The organism is Psychrobacter sp. AOP30-A2-5 (assembly GCF_052378115.1).
GTDB lineage: Bacteria > Pseudomonadota > Gammaproteobacteria > Pseudomonadales > Moraxellaceae > Psychrobacter.
The window spans coordinates 480869-500074 of the sequence record NZ_JBQSXK010000001.1; the positions used below are offsets into that span (position 1 = coordinate 480869).

The following is a 19206-nucleotide window of genomic DNA, read 5'->3' on the forward strand; positions in this document are numbered from 1 at the left end:
TGAAAAGCGTTAATATATTAACGAGCATAGTAATGCAGCACACGAGTTGCTACACTTCTCATCTTCTTCATTTAATGTTTTATCTCAACACTCAAACTATAAGGATAATATTATGAGTAACGCTACTAATCAAATCGGTCTAGAAAAAGCTGACATGAGCGAAGTCATTGCACAACTAAACAATTTATTATCAACTTATCACGTCTTTTATTTAAACGTCCGTGGCTATCACTGGAATGTAAAAGGCGAGCATTTTTTCACCTTGCATCCAAAATTTGAAGAACTGTATACTGCGCTACAGTTACAAATTGATGAAATCGCTGAACGTATCTTAACTTTGGGCGGCACACCGCTGCACGCTTATAGCGATTTTACTCAGCATACTAGCATTCAAGAAGATAAAAACGTCAAAGATGGCAATGCTTGTGTGAAAGGCGTGGTAACGGGTTTACAAGCTTTAATTGCAGAGCAGCGTAAAGTATCGGCTCTAGCAGCAGACAGCGAAGATCAAGGGACAGCTGACCTGGTAGATGCCTATGTACAAGAGCAAGAAAAGCTCATCTGGATGTATAATGCCTTTTTGGGTTAATCATTGCTAAAAAAACAGTACATCACTAGGGCGTGTCCTCATTTTAAAAATGGTGATAAAAATGAGATAAATTGCAGTTAACCAAGGAAAATAGCGCTGTTAATATCGAGATATTGATAAGCTATTTGACGATGTTTAACAAAATTTAGCCATTTTTAGCCCATTTAGAGAGTAATTGATTGAATTGAGGACACGCCCTAAAATCTAGATCATAAAAAAGCACCTACTTTAGGTGCTTTTTTTGTGCTTGCTGTTGCTAATGAAACCTTACTTTTGCATCCATTGACGCATTTTTTCGCGCTCGGCAGGCGTGGCTTGTAACCAAATTTGCATAAATTGATCTAAGGTATTAGCAGATGAATTAACGCTAGTGGTTTGCTTAGTAGTCGCTACCGTACCCGTATTCACATTTGGTTGATCTAATGCGGCAATCGCACGCTGATTCTGTAGCTCTGCATCATCTGCCCCACCAAATACACCGCCGAACGCCTTGCCTAAACCTGACAACAAGCCACCTTGATTACCAGCGATACCTTGCTGACTTGCAACCACAGTATTGTTTTTCTCTACTGCCAGTATCGGACGCTTGGCATATTCTTTAGCTGCTGCATACTCTTCTGGCTGATTCGGCATGGTCAGACGATAGGTTTGATTGTCCGCCAATTCTGCCGTCACGCTCACATTACCCGAACGTAAATAATCATGCTCATCACGGCGCAAGTCGTATAAGCGATCATACTTCGCAGTAATCGCATGTTGACCCGGCTGAAGCGTGAACTTTTTAGTCAATGGTTGAAAAGCGCTCTGCTGCACTTCTTGCCCATTGATAGCCGTGACTTTGATATGGTCATCAACCAGTAGCGTTACTTCAGCATGCGACAGCATAGAGACCGAGCCTGCTCCAATAAGCAACGTGCTGATGGTCAGTTTTTTTAGCAAAGAAGCATTGGATTTCATAAGTGATTCCATTAATAGTGAAAACGTTTTGGCAATAGTAAAAGCGCTTTGGATAAAAGACTTTAGTTTTTAATGCTAAAAATCGAGTGGCATCGTATGTTGATCTTGTTCCGCTGAATCGTTATCTACTTGTGTCTCTTGCGCAATATCAGCAAGCTCTGCTGCTAGTGTCTGCTCATCAATGGTACGCAATGCGTCAGTGATGACGGCTTTGGATATATTGCTACGCCCAAGGTTCGAGAACATTGGCTGAATATAATTGAGTACTTCCATCATCGCACCGATGCGATGTGGTCCTTCAGTAAGCAAATAATCAATAATTCGATCATCAAACTGCCAACCACGTCGACGCAAGATAGATTGTAATAACGCCTGACGGTCGGCTAAGTCATGACCATTGGGTACTTTAAACGTAGGTGCTTGTGCCAAACGAGTCAGCAAATCCCTCAATTGAAAGGGCAAATCACCAGCAGGCTTATTGGCTGCAAACAACAATTGACGCTGACCTTCACGACTGCGGTTAATCAAATGAAATAAGGCTTCTTGCCATTGACTGCTCTGCTCTAGCACCTCTAAATCATCGATCGCGATTAGATCGAAGTTTTCTAGAGAGGAGAGGACGTGCACATCGGTATGAATCAACTCATTGAGTGACAAACAAATCGCTGACTTGTCCATCTCAATAAATGACTCACAGATAGCAGATAATAAGTGCGACTTGCCCGTAGCAGGACTGCCAAATAGGTACAGCTGACCGATCAGGCCGACATGTAGTTGCCGCACTGCATCAATAATCGACATCCAACCAGGACCGGCAAAGTCACTTAGACTTGCATCATGCTTAATGTCCAGATTGAGACTTAGCTGTGCTTCTGCCATGAATCATCAACTCGTTTTGCGTAATGCAATAAATAAAAGGATAAATTATTAATAACTGTCTTTGAGATGCTCTTATACTACCTGATATAAACTTGCTGCGTTAGCATCTCGTTGTTTTAATCGAGAGTATATCTGAGAATCACCTAATCAAAAGTCATCTTGTTAACGACCAACTGGATAACGGCTGATACTGTCAATACTGCGCCTATATATAACATATTTGCAAAATGACTGACAAGTCTTTTACCTATTAAGCCTTATCCATCACTGTTTACCTCTCACACCATTTACTATTAATTCCCCATGACTCTATCAATGTAACGATAAAATACTTATCTCTTCTCGAATAAAGCCAATTGCTTACGACCTTTATAAAAATCTGTCGAACGATAGTAGATGTATAAATGGCGAAACAGTACATTAAGCACGGCAGAAACTGGCAAAGCAATTAGCATACCAACAAAACCCAATAAGCTTGCGCCTGCCAATACGGCAAAAATCACCCACAGCGGCGATAGACCTATCTTATCACCCAATAATAACGGCTGTAGAATATAACCTTCTGCGGCTTGCCCAACTAAAAAAGCTCCGACGATCAGCGACAAATACGTCCAATTTAGCCCAAACTGGAACAGGCAGGCTATAATGGCAGCGATAAAACCAATGCCAAAACCCAAATAAGGAACAAAGCTAGCAATACCGGCAACCATACCAATAATCAGCCCAAGCTCAAGCCCAATAAGCTGTAATTGCACCGCATAAATAGCACCCAATAATACCATCACCAATAGCTGACCTTTGATAAATGCCATCAACGCAAGGTCACACTCTCGAGCAATTTGAATGACTTTTTTGCTATACGCAGCGGGAATCGCCAGCTTCCATGTTTGCAGACGCTGATCCCAATTAAATAAGAAATAAAAGGTAAGAATCGGCACCAGCACAATGAGTCCAGCATTATTGATAAAGTTCATGCTCGACACCAATATTTGGTTCATCATGGTACTGGCATCTTCAAACTTATAATTGGTCTGCATGTATTCAACCAATGTCTCAGAAAACCCCTTAGACTCCAACTCTGGCAGATTAATACGACTGTTGTTAACGAACCATTCACGTACGACTTCATTATACCAAGTTAAGACCTTAGGCAGGTACTCCCACGCCGCTTGCAACTGATGCCACAAGGTCGGTATCAACCACCAAAGCAGTAGCACCATTCCTAGAGTGATGGTGGAGTAGACAATGATAATCGCCACCCAGCGCTTGATATACTTCGATAAGCGTTTGACCAGCGGATTGAACAAGTAAGCCAGTACGAAAGCAAAGACAAACGGTATAATGACTGGCATCATCAAATACAGTAATAATATACCCACCACCATCGCAACGACAATAAATAAGCGCCGAAAAAAAGGATCTATTGGTTGGTTCATCATGACAAGGAATCCTATGATAGGCTGATTTAAGATGGGAGCATAATTGAAAGAAATGATACGTCTTATCGTACAACAACGGTGTAATAGCGAACTGTTATCGACAATAAATTTAGCGTTCCATTATCGCAGAGTACAGCAAAAAATCCGTCATTTTTTGTTTCTTAACTTTTTATTTCCCACTTAAAGTCAGTCTTCGTGAAATATCCGCCAAATATCCGTAAGTTGCTTTGCGAGTAAGGGTCATTTTTGGGTATAATGCGCCCACTATATTCAGAATTAACACGACCAACTCGATTTTCTACTGACAGACCTTCATTCCCTATAAAATTTGTGAGATGACCATGAGTAACAAGCCTTCTTTAAGCTACAAAGATGCTGGTGTTGATATTGATGCTGGCGATGCGTTGGTACAGCGTATTAAATCAGTGGCAAAAGCCACCTCTCGTCCTGAGGTTGTGGGCGGACTTGGCGGCTTTGGAGCGCTTTGTCGTATACCAACTGGTTACACCTCTCCTCTCCTCGTGTCGGGCACTGACGGCGTCGGTACTAAGCTCAAGCTGGCATTACAGCTAAACCGTCACGACACGATCGGTATCGACTTGGTCGCCATGTGCGTCAACGATTTATTGGTGTGCGGTGCAGAACCATTATTTTTCTTAGACTATTATGCAACTGGCAAGCTTGATATTGATGTAGCAGCGACTGTGGTCACTGGTATTGGTGAAGGCTGTAAGCTATCAAACTGTGCTCTGATCGGCGGTGAAACGGCTGAGATGCCAGGCATGTATCAAGACGACGATTATGACTTGGCAGGCTTTTGTGTCGGTGTGGTTGAAGAAGCGGAAGTCATCACTGGCGAAAACGTCGCGGAAGGCGATGTATTGATCGCTCTTGCCTCAAGTGGTGCACACTCAAACGGTTATTCATTGGTACGTAAAGTCATCGAAGTCAGCGGCATTGATGTGACTAGCAGTGATGAGCAATTAGACGGTCAGCCTATCCAAGATGCGTTAATGGCCCCTACTCGCATCTATGTTAAAGCGATTAAAGCGCTACAAGATACTCTTGGTAGCTCAGCGCTGCATGCAATGTCACATATCACTGGTGGCGGCTTAACCGATAATTTACCACGTGTATTACCAGAGAGTTTAGCTGCTAGCATTGATACAACTAGCTGGCAGTTCTCAGAGCTATTCACTTGGTTACAAACCCAAGGAAATATTGAACAAAGCGAGATGTACCGCACTTTTAACTGCGGCGTTGGTTTTGTCATTGTCGTGCCTAAAGATAAAGCAGATGCGGCTATTCAAACTTTGAATGATGCTGGTGAAAAAGCTTGGCAATTAGGTGAAATGGTGAAGCGCGAAGCGGATGCTGTGGTGTACCGTTAATGTCAGAAATATCGTTAATATCAACCAATACACGCCAAGACAGCAAGCCTTTGCGCATTGCTGTCTTGGTATCTGGTAGTGGTAGCAACTTGCAAGTACTGATAGATGCGATGCAAGCTGGCGCACTGCCGATTGAGATTGTTGGCGTCATTAGTAACCGTGAGGATGCTTATGCCATTACCCGTGCAAAAGACGCTGACATTCCTGTGGCAGTATTGTCACATGTTGCTAGCGGCAAACGCATGGGAATCAAGACTTTTGAGAGTCATGCCAGCGAGCAATTAAGCGCATGGCAGCCAGATCTCATTGTGTTAGCTGGTTTTATGCGTGTCTTGAGTGGCTCATTTATCGATAGTGCGCCCGCACCGATGATTAATCTACATCCCTCTTTGCTACCTGTCTATAAAGGCCTTGATACCCATCAGCGTGCGATACAAGCAGGTGAGCGACATCATGGCTGTAGTATTCATGTCGTCACCGCTGAGCTCGACGCGGGTACTGTTTTGACCCAAGCGCTGTTAGAGATACATCAAAAAGACACTGCCGATAGCTTGCAAGTACGCGTGCAAAAGCTTGAGCATCAATTGCTCCCTTGGACGATTTTATTATTGGCCAAAGGCGCACTCTCGCTAGACCATGCTCAAGCATCCAATCAACAAAGTATGTCTTTACCAACGCTACCGTTAAAACTATATTTGAACGACTGAGTAAATAGCGACAGTCACAAATTATCAGGCACCAATTGTCAAACTTAAACTCTTCGCATAAAAAAGCCCAGTCACTCAATGAATGACTGGGCTTTCTAATAGCTACCTTTAAAATCTTCTAAAGCATATTAATCCCGAAGACGTCAGCTATTATTGACTTTTATGAACATGTAACCCTTTAATATTTACAAATTCTTTGATACCAAAACCGCCATGCTCGCGACCATGACCTGAGTTTTTTACTCCACCAAATGGCAACGCTGGATTTGCAAGACCGTAACCATTGATATAGACCATGCCCGTATCAAACTCTTCACGCGCTAGGCGAATGGCTTTGTCTTCGTCTTTAGAGAAGATAGCACCGCCCAAACCGTAGCGACTGTCATTGGCAATGCGTAATGCATCATCTTGGTCTTTGGCTCGTATTAATGAGGCGACAGGACCAAATAATTCGTCGTCATAGGCAGGTTGGCCTTTTTCGACATTCTCCAAGATAGTTGCTGGATAAAAACTGCCTTTTCCTTCTGGCAATTGACCACCAACAGCAATCGTTGCACCTTTTGCCACACTGTCTTCTACTTGCTCATGCAACTTTTCTTGTAAATCTTTGCGGGCTAATGGACCAAGATCAGAGGCATCATCCATCGGATCGCCAGATTTAGCATCTGCAAACTTTTTGACAATGCGTTCACGGAAATCATCGTATAAACTATCAACGACGATAAAGCGCTTAGCGGCGACACAAGTTTCACCATTATTAATGAGACGCGCTTGGGTACAAGTTTCGACCGCTAACTCTACATCAGCATCTTCTAAGACAATAAAGGCATCGTTTGAGCCTAATTCTAGCACCACCTTTTTAATGGCTTTTGCTGCTTGCTGACCCACAATGCTACCAGCGCCGTCGCTACCTGTCAGTGTGACACCGCGCACTTTGTCATGACCGATTAATGCTTCTGATTGGTCGTGATCGATTAAAATCGTACGGAACAAATCGTTTGGTAACTCTGACTCATGGAAGATTTTTTCGATTAACAAGCCTGAACCAGTCACGTTTGACGCGTGCTTGAGTAAAATACTATTACCTGCCATCAGATTTGCGATGGTATAACGGAATACTTGGTAAGCAGGAAAATTCCATGGCTGCATGCCATAGATGACACCGATAGGCTGATAAGTCACAATACCTTTCTTCAAGCCTTCAATATCACGTTCATCGTCAGCAAGTGCAGCCACCCCTTTTTCTGCGGTATAGTCGCAAATTGCTTTACACAAATCTATTTCTTGCAAACTCTGACTATAGAGCTTACCACGCTCCTCAGTCATAAGTTTAGACAACTCTTCTTTGTACTTAAGCAATGTCTCACCGATGGAAATGATGACTTTTGCACGCGCCTCATGGCTGGTTTTACGCCACTCAGTAAATGCTTGGTGCGAGGATTCAACAATCTTGTTCACCTCGTCATTACTCATGTAATCGTATTCTTTGATCGCTTCACCCGTTGCTGGGTTTATAGTAGTAATATCTGCCATGATTATTATCCTTATTTATTCAACTATTTTATTGGTTTAAAATTGATCGCTTCAATATCTGAAATCTTAGAAACACATAAACCTTAGAAACACATAAGCCAAGAATGGTCATTTTTGTGAACGCATATGATTAAATTGAACAACTTCATCAACGATTTTATGAAATCCGATACTGTCGTATAACTTAACAATAGGCTATGTATTTGTCTTTTTTCTTAAGTGGGATTTATCATAGCAAAATGTGCAACGAGTAGTTTTACAAGTTATAAAGAAGTGTTCGTAAGATGTTAAGAATGTGACTGACTGATTTATTGGGTCAAAATCTTGGACGAGATTTTTCAGTAAAATTACGCCAATAAAAAAACCAGCGCTTGGGCTGGTTTAATAAATAAGCAATCGATAACCAAAAATAAATGGCTTAAAACAAATGATTCATCACAGGAATTTCTTGTGGTGGATTCTCTTCTTCGTCAACAATTTGACGAGCCACATGCATGATAAGCTGACGCAACCAACGATGGGCGGGATGATGCTGCAACAAAGGCGACCACGCCATTGTTAGCTCAAATTCAGGGATAAAAAATGGTGGCTCGACCATCATGATACTATCGTTATTAGCCTGCATTTTTGCCACACGCGTAGGCAAAGTTGCAACCAAATCTTTATTGGCTGCAAGCATGGCTGGCATTTGATAGTGGCGGGTAAAAACACTGATTTGACGTTTTTGACCTAAACGTTGCAGTGCTTGATCAATTGAACCTAGGCCACCAGATTTTTCTGGATTGACACCAAATCCCACACCCATACCAGTTTTAGAGACCCAAACGTGCTGCGCCTTAAGATAATTTTTGAGATTAAAGCGATGAGCATAAGGACTGTCAGAGGACAATAGGCAGCTAAAGGTATCACGCCAGACCAAAACTTGGTGGAAACTTTGCGGAATTTCATTAAAGCGGTTGATCGCCAAATCCACTCGCCCCTGCTCCATATCACGATATGAGACGTCCGATGGCGTTAGGAAATCCAAGATGACATTTGGTGCCTCTGAGCGCAATGCTTTGACCAATTTTGGTACCAATGTCGCTTCAGCATAGTCTGAGGTCATGATACGAAAAACGCGCGAGGTACTATAAGGACGAAACTCTGTGCGTGGCTCTAATACTTGTGTCAAATCTGCCAGTATTTCACGGATACGAGGCTGTAACTCCAAAGCGCGTTCAGTCGGCGTCATGCCTTCGGATGAGCGTACCAGCAACGGATCATTAAATAGCTTACGCAGCCGGCGCAAAATATTACTCATCGCAGGTTGGGTAATGCCAAGCTGCTCAGCTGCACGAGTGACGTTTTTTTCTCGTAACAACACATCTAGATGTACCAATAAATTTAAATCTACCCGCTGCAAATTCATATATGTCTCTTTACCTTAAAATAAATACCACTACAAACGCGGCGTTTTTTGCCCTGTTATTTAGTATAAATCATCTATAACAGCATGAAATAAGGACAATTTTATATTAATTATTTTGATATACGCTTATTATAACTGAAATCATTAATTATAAGTCATTGTTTTATATATACTATCATAAAACTAAATACCCAAGATAATAATCATAAACTAGATAAATCAAGGCAACCTAGCTATAGTGGCTAGCAAGCGCTTAATTAGTCCTTGTTTAATGTTAGGCTGTCGCCGTGCGTTTTGATGGATTGACTACCACAGGTATTTTATCGCATTTTCATGCGGAAATACGGACATAACATTTATTACGCAAACTTAATTTTTTGCTCTCATTTGTTTTTAAGCTTGAATGAGTAGTTGGCACTTTTTAGGGCAATAAGCACTTTAACAGTTAAAAAGACTTATAAAAAAGCGCATTCAACCTAAAACGAAAGACCCAATAATAAAAGCTGACCAATTCGACAGGTTTTATTTGCTTTTATCATAATTTTCTTATAGTTTAGTAGAGATTGCTAACGCACAAGGTTTATATTTTAGATTTTTACTTCTGCCAGCATCTTTCTACATATATCAAAATTACCTCAATACTTGTAATTTTCTAAGTTACTAATTTTCACCACCCCAAGGAGACATAGATGTCAACTGCATATAAATCAGCGATCGACTTAGTACGTGAATTAAAGCAAAAGCACGGTAACTGGCAGAATATCAGCGAAACCGATGCGGCACGTATGATGTCACAAAACCGTTTTAAGACGGGCTTAGATATCGCCAAATATACTGCAAAAATCATGCGTCAAGACATGGAAGACTATGACAATGATACGTCTCAGTACACGCAGTCTTTAGGTGCATGGCATGGTTTTGTGGCACAACAAACTATGTACGCTAAGAAAAAATATTTCGGTACTACGTCTAAAACTTACATCTACCTATCAGGTTGGATGGTTGCAGCCCTTCGCTCTGAGTTTGGTCCTCTACCTGACCAATCAATGCATGAAAAAACCTCAGTACCTAAGCTAATCGAAGAAATCTACACGTTCTTGCGTCAAGCAGATGCTAAAGTATTGAACGACTACTTCCGTGAGCTAAACGCTGCTGAAGAAGCGGGTCAAGACACGACTGAAATCCAAGCCAAAATCGAAAACTTTGATTCACATGTTGTGCCAATCATTGCTGATATCGATGCAGGTTTCGGTAACGAAGAAGCCACTTACTTGCTAACCAAGCAAATGATCGAAGCTGGTGCTTGTGCCATTCAGGTTGAAAACCAAGTATCTGACGCTAAGCAATGTGGTCACCAAGCGGGTAAAGTCACTGTACCGCATGAAGACTATATCGCAAAAATCAACGCTATTCGTTATGCATTCTTAGAGCTTGGTGTTGAAGACGGCGTTATCGTTGCTCGTACTGACTCTGAAGGCGCGTCACTAACGCAAAAAATTCCAGTATCAAATGAGCCAGGCGATCTTGCTTCTCAGTACATCGATTTTATCGAGATGGAAGAAGTCACGCTAGAAAACGCCAAAGAGAACGACAGCTTGCTTAAGCATAACGGCAAACTAGTACGTCCAGTTCGTTTACCAAACGGTCTATATCAGTTCCGTGAAGAAACGAACATCGACCGTGTCGTACTTGACTGTGTAACGGCTCTAGAAAATGGCGCTGATCTACTATGGATCGAAACACCGACTCCAGACGTCGCACACATCAAAATGATGGTTGATCGTATTAAAGAGCAACAGCCAAAAGCCAAGCTTGTATACAACAACAGCCCATCATTCAACTGGACGCTTAACTTCCGTAAGCAAATCATCGCTCAGTGGGAAGAAGAAGGCAAAGACCTATCTGCCTACAATAAAGATGACTTGATGAGTGCGGATTACGATGGTACTGAACTTGATACCGCAGCTGACGAAGCGGCTAGAAACTTCCAACGTGATGCATCACGTGAAGCAGGTGTATTCCATCACTTAATCACGCTACCTACTTATCACACCACTGCGCTTAGCGTGCATGAGCTTGCTAAAGGCTACTTCGGTGAAGATGGTATGCTTGCTTATGCTGCTGGCGTACAACGTAAAGAAATCCGTGAAGGCATCGCTTGTGTGAAGCACCAAGCAATGGCTGGCTCTGACCTTGGCGATGATCACAAAGAGATCTTCTCAGGTGAAAACGCCCTTAAAGCTGGCGGCGGCAAGAACACGATGAACCAGTTCTAATCACCGACCACTTATAAGTACATCTCGTAAGTACCAGTTATAGAGAAAGCCGTCCTATCTTGTAGGGCGGCTTTTTTATGTCTGCTTATTTGCACTCTATTATTGTAAGATTTTGAGCATTGTGAGCTTGTTAATTCTTAATTTGTGTGGTTATTATCCTTACTATCAGCCTCTTTCATATTATTGCTATTATCCTCTTCCTGACTACTCTGTATACCGACTGAATCGTGACTTTTTGGATTTTCACCCATCAGCTCACGCTTCATATTTTTTATACGGGGATCATGTTTAAAAAATTTACGATAGATTGACTTTATCATTCTGTAAATTAGATAAAAAATACCGCCAAGTACAAGCAGCCACCACAGTTGTATCAATCCAAGCGCTACTGATCTAAGTATCTCCCAGCCATCTTTAAATGCTTGACCCACTTGACTACTAAAACTTGGCTGCTCAGCATCTAATAGCACATCCAGATTTTGTGTGGTTTCTTTATAACTGATATCTGGCTGCATAAAGGTCAGGTTAATGGTGCTATATTGAACTTTATCAGCAATAGCCAGTTGCTCAAGCTTGGCAAGCTCTTGCTGACGACGTGCCGCATAAGTCGCGGTAATAGCATCAACATTGCTGCCTTGGTCTTTATCATTTTTACTACTCAGGCGTTCTTGGCTAAGCTCGCTTGCCATATCACTATTTAGCTGACTCGCTAGCTGTTCACGATAAATATCTAATGTCACATCTTGAGCACTAAACTGCTGCCCATTTAAAAATGCGACTTGCTGTTGTAATTGCGCTAGGAACTTACTGACATTGGCGCGAGGAATACGAACCGTCATGTCAGCTTGACGAGTGTAGGTTGTAATCGTGATATTTTTATTGCCTTGTACAAAGGTTCGACTATCACGTGGATGATTACTAATATTGCTAAGTGCCACATAACCAGCCTGTTGCCGTGTCAAACTCTCAATAGCATCACTAGTTTTGACAACATCTTCAACTTTAAAATCAGCACTGGCAGTTATCAATAGCGCTTTGCCAGCAATTTTAATGTCTGCTGCCTGACTACCAAGGGTCTGTTCACTAGTGCTCGATAGGTTTGCAACCTCTAAGCCATTGGATGCATTGTCGACTGCGGCATCTGACATGATGCCGACCATCTCACTATCAGCAACCTCCTCCGTTGCAGACTGAACCGACTCCATATCAGCACTACTCTCTGCATATTCAGAAGAGCTATCGCAGCCGCCTATCAATAACACAGACCCAAGCATTATTGGTAGACATAAAACTGATGGAAACAAGGCTTTAGGCAGTAATATTGAATGAGACTGCTGAATGTCATACTTCTTTTGATTGCATTGCGTCATTATTTTATAATCCGGCATTTTATGAGATATGGTAAACATATTGGATAAAAATATTTTAGCTTCTATTGTAAAGCCAACCACCTTTATCCTACTTTTGTTTAATAATTAACGTTAATTATAATGATTACTTACTAAAAGTATATCTCTAATATTGGCTCAAATTATTTATAGAAAAAATTTTGCTTGTTATTCGCCGATAGCTTTCATACGATGGTAGTCATTCAAATTTATTAAAATAATCGGGAGCCATCATGCAAGAGATAGAGCTAAAGTTTTTGGTACCAGAGTCGCGACTGAAAGGTTTGATGCGCCAAGCACGAGTCAAGTCTTCTGAGGTGACACAACTGGCTGCCCATTATTATGATACCCCAGACCAACAGCTTGCAGAGGCAGGCATTGGCTTGCGTATCCGTAAAGAAGGCGATGCTTGGGTACAGACCATCAAAGCGGGCGGCGATGGCATTGCAGCACGCCTAGAGCATAATGCGGTACTGGATAATGAACAAGTACAAGCGATGCTCGATAATAATACGCTCATGCCTGATTTAACTATTTATAAAAACACCTCTGTCGCCCCTGCCCTGGCTGAATTTAAGCTAAAAAAACTGGCTAAAAATCTCACACGGTTATATGTGACCGATGTAGAGCGCACCACACGATTGCTAGTGGATGATAGTGGTAGTGATGGTGATGCAAATAACCATGTCGAGATGGCGTACGATTATGGAGAAATTATTCACGGTAATGATGATACTCAGCGTGATGCTATTCAAGAGATTGAGTTTGAGCTGATATCAGGAGATATCGATTTTTTATTTGCAACCGCCAAAACTTGGTGTAAGCGCTACAAGCTTTGTTTGTCTACGGTGACAAAAGCTGAGCGCGGTGGTTTACTCATCACAGAACAGCAGCATAGTCCAGCTGTCCACGCTGACCTTGATCAGCTAAATATCGATAAGAAAATCAGTATGCCTGCCTTTGTGCGTGCAGCGGTACATAACTGTCTGTTGCAAATACTGCCCAATAGCAGCGCTATCGTCGCTGGCAGCGAAGAGGACGACCATGCATTACAACTATACATTGGTATTACCCGCTTACAAGCTGCCCTACAAGCATTTGCCAGCTATTCTGACGAAATCAATCCAGACTGGCTGCCGATACTAAAACAAACAGCCATGTTATTGAATGAATATCGAGAGCTTGCCCATCTTGCCTCACATATAGAGCCTAATTTGCAACAACAAGGTGCACCTACTGTCGATTGGGCAACAGATATGGATGCGCTGAAGATTACTCCGAAAGATGTCATCAGTGCCAACGATTTTCAGATGGCCTTACTTGAGCTGATCGCCTTTACCATGAGCGACCCAAGCCTTGAACCGCAGGCTGATCAACTCGCCATCGATAAACTGGCAAAAACCTTATCCAAACAGCAGGCAAAGCTTGGCGAAGCAGTGCAAAAGCTACAGAGTAAAAAAGACGTTGGCTCAAATAACATTAATATAGAAAGCAATGATTTAAAAGATGATGATTTACAAAGTGTTGACTTAGACGATAGTGACTTAGAAAACGTAGAGTCAAAAAGTGACGATATAGAAAATATTGATCTAGACGGTAATAATGCAGAGCACGAGCTGCATGAGCAGTTAACCACCTTACTTTATATCAGTGAGTTTGCCACGCCATTATTAGATAAGAAAAAGTCAAAAAAGAAAAAAGCGAAAAAGGAAAGCAAACGCTGGCTAAAATACTTAGCAAAAGCGCAAAAGACTTTGAATAAATATCATAATCATAAAATGTACCAACAGCGCTATCAATTAAAATCGAAGACAGATAGCAGTGCGTTATATGGCGCTGGGTGGTTTGCAGCCATGCTAGTGAGAGACCTTAAGCGCACAGAAAAACGCTTGGCGAAAGTGACAGACAGCTCTGTATTGCGGTAAAAATGCTCTTATAGTCATTCCACTATAAAAGCATTACAGCGTTAGCCTCGCTTGAAGTATCACATATACACTCGGTTGCCTTGTACTACTTTTAAATTGAATCGACTATAGCAACATGAACCAAGCTTAAAATAAACTAAGCTTAGAATAAAAAAAGACAGCGCACTTTATATGGGCTGTCTTTTTTTGAAGTGCGTTTTTTAAAGGGCTTTTTCCGATTGGATAAGTGAACTAAACTATATTAAAAAATTAACGCTTTAACTCAGCCAATTAAATATCGAAGATTGATATTGGTTTTCTAAGTCTAGCTCTTTTGTCAGCTCAGCGCTTTTATAAACCTAGCACTTTCATACGCTCACTAACTGGCTGATACGTTTTCTCGCCAGCAGGCTCAACAATGTTGCCAAATGGCATTTGTGCCACCAATTCCCAACTATCTGGGATAGCAAAAGCCTTAGCTGCGTCTTCATCCACAAGCGGATTGTAGTGCTGTAGGTTGGCACCAACATTTAAAGTACGTAGCTCTGTCCACATCGCATACTGATGCATGGCTGAGGTTTGCTGCGCCCAAACTGGAAATCTATCTGCATATAACGCAAACTGCTCTTGCAATGACTCAGTCACGTTTTTATCTTCATAAAACAGCACCGTACCCGCCGCCGCACGGAAGCCATCTAGTTTTTGCTTAGTCCCAGAAAAGTCGCCATCGCCGACGGCTGCACGCAGTTTTTCTTCAGCGATATCCCACAATTCCTGGTGCTCGGCACCAAACAGTACGACCAGACGCGAAGATTGTGAATTAAAAGCAGAAGGGGTATGTAATAAAACACGCTCTGCCATATTGACAATTGCTTGTGGCTCTACTGGCAGCTCATTGCCCAAAGCATATATTGACCGGCGTTCATCAAAAGCTTGTTGTAAAGTAACTAGGCTTTCTTTAGACATCGATATTATCCTTATAATTATCATAAAATATAGGTCAAACGAGCCATGTTTAGTATGGCAAGTCGATCATTCATAAGCAAGCTATTATAGCAATATGCTAAATAATATCTAGACTCTATAAATATTTATTTATCAATCACTCTATGAAGTTATTCTGTTTTACTTAGGGCATGTCCTGAGCCTGAATGAAAGTACCTAAATGGGCTAAAAATGGTTAATGAGCGACAACCGTCACCAATATGCCCTCTGCAATTTGGTCGAACAATTCAATAATATCCTTATTACGCATACGTATACAGCCGTGCGAGAGTGGCGCGCCCATCGGTTCACTGTCTGGCGTACCATGAATGTAAATATAACGCTGATAAGTATCACAGCCACCTTGACTGTTACTGCCTTTATTAAAGCCCTCTTCCACACCACTTAGCCAAAGAATACGGCTTAATATCCAATCGCGTTCAGGATGTCGTTCACCAAGCTCAGCACTATATCTCTCGCCCGTAGGGACGCGTCCGATAAACACGGCATTCATGGGTTCATTTGCGCCAATTTTTTTGGCGATAAAGTGTTTGCCAAGAGGTGTACAGCCGCTATCTTGCTGACTGCCAATGCCATTTTTAGCAGTAGACACCGTATATTGAGCCAATTCTCTATTATGCTGGTAGAGCGTTAATGTTTGCTTAGCAATATTAACCACCAACTGCACATCAGAACTTTCGTTATTTTTCTCGTTATAGCTTTCGTTATTTGTCATAGAATGTTTCCAACGGTCATTTACCCAATAGATATCATTATTGACCGCGTGATAAGTAAGTGGATTGATTTTTTCTATTATTAAGGGATTGTATCAAGGCTTTTGGCACCGTAATATAGGGGCACACTTTTTGATGCTAGCAGATTATGACGACTATTTCACCGACACGTGTGTCGATGTATGATTTTCTCTATCAAGATACTAAGCCAATGGTATCTTTATTGGCCGATGCCGCCAAGCTTTCATTACCACAAGCTCGATTGGCAATGGATGCCAGTTTGCAAGCCATTATCAGTGCCTTACTTGCTTACCAGCAGCATAACGACGGACAAGCTGTGAGCAAAAAGCTATTTAGTCGCGGCGCTGTCAAAGAGCTACGCCAATATAATTCGATGAATTTTTCGACGATGAATGCGACGTTATATCATCGCCATGAAGCGGCGGATGCGATATTTTATGATAATGCTCGCGTGATTAAAGCGAGTGACTATATTGCTCTGCAGATTGACGCAACAACGCAGCAAGTACAGATACTCCTCACGTCTCTATGCGTGATTGTCTTACGTGAACTGGCTATTTTAGCTGACTATAGCCAACTTGATAACGACGAGATGGATAAATGGTTCGCTTTACAGCCACAGTTTTTATCAGCTGCTCGCTTTGCCATGAATGAGCCAGCGTCTGTCTCTGTTAAATTCAATGGGGTAAATGAAGATAACAGTCTAGTCGCAATATCAGAGGTCAATTTAGACTCGACAGTAAAAACAAAGGCAGCCGCCAAATCCGAAAACAATCCTAATACAGAACGTGCCTTATTAAGTACAGAGCAGCTCGCTGACACCCCACCAGCGTTCAATCCTTACTGGCATGAATTGACAACATTCAAGCCTGAAAATCAACAGCCTGTGCAAGATATGCAATTGGCAACTGGTAATTATTTAAAAGCCATTGGGCGCTCCCCTGATAACCTGCAGCAAGGTCGCCATAACGACATGCTAGTCTTTACAGAAATGCAAGCCATTGTTCTGCCACACCAACGCTGGCTATTACAGCTCGCAAAAATCTCAGATATCTACCTCAGTCGTAATCGCCTACGTATTACCTCCGAACCTGCCAGCGCACCCAAACCGCCTTTGGTAAGCTTAGGTTTAGTTGGTGGTAATAACGACAATACGCCGACCACCACCAGCGAAAAGCCCATTGAATACGAGGCATCAATACCCCTCTGGAAAAATCCGGTTATCCTGATTATTATTGCTGTTATCAGTGTACTTGGCGGGCTTGCAGCGCTCAAGTATCAAAGCCAAAAATCTGACGGTGTGTTACTGGCGACAGAAGAGGTCATAGAACAAGATATTATCGAAGAGCGTCAACAGCAGGATGTGGCTATTGTCATGGTGGACGATGATGAGTCTGATGATAAAGAAACAAAAGCGTCTCAATAATAAATAAAAGCTCTGAATACAGAACTTTTTGACTAGCAAAAAATCATCGAACAAACCTTCAAAAAATCCACAAAAAAAAGGCGCTTTTCATATAGCGCCTTTTCTATTCATATTTTTTATTCATGCTTTATCTAGCACAGTCTATTAAGACCGGCTTACTTCGATAAATCACGACCACGACTGGCTTCAATCGCCAAACGTAGACCATTTAGACGGATGAAACCTTCTGCGTCTTTTTGATCGTAAGCGCCCGCATCATCTTCAAAAGTCGCGATTTTTTCGTCAAACAACGAATCATCTGACTTACGACCAACAACGCTCACAGCACCTTTGTATAACTTCACACGTACTGTGCCATTGACATATTCTTGTGACTTGTCAATCAATGCTTGTAGCATCATACGCTCAGGACTGAACCAATAACCGTTATAAATCGTTTTGGCGTAGCGTGGCATCAGCTCATCTTTTAAATGCGCCGCTTCACGATCGAGTGTAAGTGACTCAATACCGCGATGCGCTTTTAGCATAATGGTACCCGCTGGCGTCTCATAGCAACCGCGTGATTTCATGCCAACATAACGGTTTTCTACGATATCTAGGCGTCCGATACCATGCTGACCGCCAATCTCATTTAGCTTAATCATCACTTCATACGGCTTAAGTGCTTCACCATCGATGGCAACGATGTCGCCTTTTTTGTATTCTAGTTCTAGATATTGTGCTTCGTCAGGCGCTTCTTCTGGGCTGACTGACCAGCGCCACATATCATCTTCTGCTTCGGCGTAAGGGTCTTCTAAAATACCGCCTTCATAAGAGATGTGTAGTAAGTTGGCGTCCATTGAGTACGGAGATTTTTTCTTATTGCCCGCATAATCAATCGCAATGTTATGCTCTTTGGCATATTCCATCAAGCTCTCACGGCTAGACAAGTCCCACTCACGCCAAGGGGCAATGGTAACCACGTCAGGCGATAAAGCAACGGCGCCAAGCTCAAAACGGACTTGGTCATTCCCTTTACCAGTCGCGCCATGACTGATCGCATCGGCATTGTGTTCTTTAGCAATCTCAACCAAGCGCTTGGCGATTAACGGACGGGCGATAGAAGTCCCTAGCAGATACTCGCCTTCATAGATGGCATTGGCACGGAACATCGGGAATACATAATCACGGGCAAATTCTTCACGTAAGTCTTCAATATGGATATGTTTGATGCCCATGGCTTCAGCTTTGGCGCGGGCTGGCTCAACTTCTTCGCCTTGACCGATATCAGCAGTAAAGGTAATCACTTCTGCATCATAAGTCTCTTGCAGCCATTTAGCGATGATGGAGGTATCAAGACCACCTGAATAGGCCAAGACGATTTTATTAATATTTTTTGGATCAAGTTGAGCCATGAAGAACTCCTATTGTGAGCATTTAGTGTTAGGAAAAGCGCTAATATTCAATCAAAAGATAAATTACTTGCTCAGTGTACATCATATTTACTATAGGCAAAAGTGCAACTGCCCCATGGCATAAGCTTTTGATTTAAATTTTGGGTCAATAAATTTCAATTATTCACATATAGGTG

Annotated in this window: 15 protein-coding genes; 6 read left to right on the forward strand and 9 right to left on the reverse strand. The window is 42.1% G+C overall.

Annotated elements, in window-relative coordinates:
* The first annotated feature begins 112 nt into the window (after positions 1-112).
* Positions 113-589 carry a Dps family protein gene (locus ACT3S4_RS02025; protein WP_426241531.1) on the forward strand — a complete coding sequence of 159 codons (477 nt, stop codon included), beginning with the start codon at positions 113-115 and terminating at the stop codon, positions 587-589.
* 267 nt (positions 590-856) lie between these two features.
* On the opposite strand, the gene ACT3S4_RS02030 is transcribed toward ACT3S4_RS02025, so the two are convergent.
* From ACT3S4_RS02030 to ACT3S4_RS02040, 3 genes are all read right to left on the reverse strand, one after another.
* Positions 857-1546: a DUF2057 family protein gene (locus tag ACT3S4_RS02030; protein ID WP_193008733.1), complete on the reverse strand. Its 690-nt coding sequence runs from the start codon at positions 1544-1546 to the stop codon at positions 857-859.
* A 75-nt stretch (positions 1547-1621) separates the two neighbouring features.
* Positions 1622-2425, reverse strand: a complete 804-nt coding sequence (gene hda, locus ACT3S4_RS02035) for a DnaA regulatory inactivator Hda (RefSeq protein ID WP_060491634.1) — start codon at positions 2423-2425, stop codon at positions 1622-1624.
* 332 nt (positions 2426-2757) lie between these two features.
* Positions 2758-3864 carry an AI-2E family transporter gene (locus tag ACT3S4_RS02040; RefSeq protein ID WP_045444540.1) on the reverse strand — a complete coding sequence of 369 codons (1107 nt, stop codon included), beginning with the start codon at positions 3862-3864 and terminating at the stop codon, positions 2758-2760.
* A gap of 341 nt (positions 3865-4205) precedes the next feature.
* Here ACT3S4_RS02040 and purM point away from each other — a divergent pair, with 341 nt between their 5' ends.
* Both purM and purN read left to right on the forward strand, forming a co-directional pair.
* Positions 4206-5255 (forward strand): phosphoribosylformylglycinamidine cyclo-ligase, encoded by a 1050-nt coding sequence (purM, locus tag ACT3S4_RS02045; protein ID WP_444760320.1) that lies wholly within the window; start codon positions 4206-4208, stop codon positions 5253-5255.
* Positions 5255-5962 (forward strand): phosphoribosylglycinamide formyltransferase, encoded by a 708-nt coding sequence (purN, locus tag ACT3S4_RS02050; protein WP_444760321.1) that lies wholly within the window; start codon positions 5255-5257, stop codon positions 5960-5962. Before purM ends, purN begins: the two co-directional genes overlap by 1 nt.
* A gap of 150 nt (positions 5963-6112) precedes the next feature.
* Here purN and ACT3S4_RS02055 read toward each other — a convergent pair whose 3' ends face one another.
* Together ACT3S4_RS02055 and ACT3S4_RS02060 are read right to left on the reverse strand one after the other, a co-directional pair.
* Entirely contained in the window at positions 6113-7495 is a 1383-nt protein-coding gene (locus ACT3S4_RS02055; RefSeq protein ID WP_444760322.1) for an NAD-dependent succinate-semialdehyde dehydrogenase, read from the reverse strand.
* A gap of 418 nt (positions 7496-7913) precedes the next feature.
* The gene (locus ACT3S4_RS02060; protein ID WP_045444529.1) at positions 7914-8903 is read right to left on the reverse strand and encodes a LysR family transcriptional regulator; all 990 of its coding nucleotides are present in this window, start codon (positions 8901-8903) and stop codon (positions 7914-7916) included.
* Between the two features lie 689 nt (positions 8904-9592).
* Between ACT3S4_RS02060 and ACT3S4_RS02065 the strand changes: the two genes are divergently transcribed.
* Complete coding sequence (locus tag ACT3S4_RS02065; RefSeq protein WP_444760323.1) at positions 9593-11179, forward strand: isocitrate lyase; 1587 nt, start codon at positions 9593-9595, stop codon at positions 11177-11179.
* A 137-nt stretch (positions 11180-11316) separates the two neighbouring features.
* Here ACT3S4_RS02065 and ACT3S4_RS02070 read toward each other — a convergent pair whose 3' ends face one another.
* A complete protein-coding gene (locus ACT3S4_RS02070; protein WP_444760324.1) occupies positions 11317-12549 on the reverse strand; it encodes a DUF4349 domain-containing protein in 1233 nt (410 codons plus the stop codon).
* A 251-nt stretch (positions 12550-12800) separates the two neighbouring features.
* Here ACT3S4_RS02070 and ACT3S4_RS02075 point away from each other — a divergent pair, with 251 nt between their 5' ends.
* Positions 12801-14492 carry a CYTH and CHAD domain-containing protein gene (locus ACT3S4_RS02075; RefSeq protein ID WP_444760325.1) on the forward strand — a complete coding sequence of 564 codons (1692 nt, stop codon included), beginning with the start codon at positions 12801-12803 and terminating at the stop codon, positions 14490-14492.
* A gap of 330 nt (positions 14493-14822) precedes the next feature.
* On the opposite strand, the gene ACT3S4_RS02080 is transcribed toward ACT3S4_RS02075, so the two are convergent.
* Positions 14823-15437 carry a nitroreductase family protein gene (locus ACT3S4_RS02080; protein ID WP_444760326.1) on the reverse strand — a complete coding sequence of 205 codons (615 nt, stop codon included), beginning with the start codon at positions 15435-15437 and terminating at the stop codon, positions 14823-14825.
* A 214-nt stretch (positions 15438-15651) separates the two neighbouring features.
* Positions 15652-16191 carry a L,D-transpeptidase family protein gene (locus ACT3S4_RS02085; RefSeq protein WP_444760327.1) on the reverse strand — a complete coding sequence of 180 codons (540 nt, stop codon included), beginning with the start codon at positions 16189-16191 and terminating at the stop codon, positions 15652-15654.
* 146 nt (positions 16192-16337) lie between these two features.
* Here ACT3S4_RS02085 and ACT3S4_RS02090 point away from each other — a divergent pair, with 146 nt between their 5' ends.
* Positions 16338-17636 (forward strand): hypothetical protein, encoded by a 1299-nt coding sequence (locus tag ACT3S4_RS02090; RefSeq protein WP_444760328.1) that lies wholly within the window; start codon positions 16338-16340, stop codon positions 17634-17636.
* A gap of 155 nt (positions 17637-17791) precedes the next feature.
* On the opposite strand, the gene ACT3S4_RS02095 is transcribed toward ACT3S4_RS02090, so the two are convergent.
* Positions 17792-19030 carry an argininosuccinate synthase gene (locus tag ACT3S4_RS02095; RefSeq protein WP_055125142.1) on the reverse strand — a complete coding sequence of 413 codons (1239 nt, stop codon included), beginning with the start codon at positions 19028-19030 and terminating at the stop codon, positions 17792-17794.
* Positions 19031-19206: the final 176 nt, after the last annotated feature.

Coding starts and splice junctions, on each gene's coding strand:
- ACT3S4_RS02055 (WP_444760322.1), bottom strand. CDS start 7,495: ATGGCAGATATTACTACTATAAACCCAGCAACGGGTGAAGCGATCAAA.
- hda (WP_060491634.1), bottom strand. CDS start 2,425: ATGGCAGAAGCACAGCTAAGTCTCAATCTGGACATTAAGCATGATGCA.
- ACT3S4_RS02070 (WP_444760324.1), bottom strand. CDS start 12,549: ATGACGCAATGCAATCAAAAGAAGTATGACATTCAGCAGTCTCATTCA.
- ACT3S4_RS02075 (WP_444760325.1), top strand. CDS start 12,801: ATGCAAGAGATAGAGCTAAAGTTTTTGGTACCAGAGTCGCGACTGAAA.
- ACT3S4_RS02095 (WP_055125142.1), bottom strand. CDS start 19,030: ATGGCTCAACTTGATCCAAAAAATATTAATAAAATCGTCTTGGCCTAT.
- ACT3S4_RS02085 (WP_444760327.1), bottom strand. CDS start 16,191: ATGACAAATAACGAAAGCTATAACGAGAAAAATAACGAAAGTTCTGAT.
- purM (WP_444760320.1), top strand. CDS start 4,206: ATGAGTAACAAGCCTTCTTTAAGCTACAAAGATGCTGGTGTTGATATT.
- ACT3S4_RS02025 (WP_426241531.1), top strand. CDS start 113: ATGAGTAACGCTACTAATCAAATCGGTCTAGAAAAAGCTGACATGAGC.
- purN (WP_444760321.1), top strand. CDS start 5,255: ATGTCAGAAATATCGTTAATATCAACCAATACACGCCAAGACAGCAAG.
- ACT3S4_RS02090 (WP_444760328.1), top strand. CDS start 16,338: ATGACGACTATTTCACCGACACGTGTGTCGATGTATGATTTTCTCTAT.
- ACT3S4_RS02040 (WP_045444540.1), bottom strand. CDS start 3,864: ATGATGAACCAACCAATAGATCCTTTTTTTCGGCGCTTATTTATTGTC.
- ACT3S4_RS02065 (WP_444760323.1), top strand. CDS start 9,593: ATGTCAACTGCATATAAATCAGCGATCGACTTAGTACGTGAATTAAAG.
- ACT3S4_RS02060 (WP_045444529.1), bottom strand. CDS start 8,903: ATGAATTTGCAGCGGGTAGATTTAAATTTATTGGTACATCTAGATGTG.
- ACT3S4_RS02030 (WP_193008733.1), bottom strand. CDS start 1,546: ATGAAATCCAATGCTTCTTTGCTAAAAAAACTGACCATCAGCACGTTG.
- ACT3S4_RS02080 (WP_444760326.1), bottom strand. CDS start 15,437: ATGTCTAAAGAAAGCCTAGTTACTTTACAACAAGCTTTTGATGAACGC.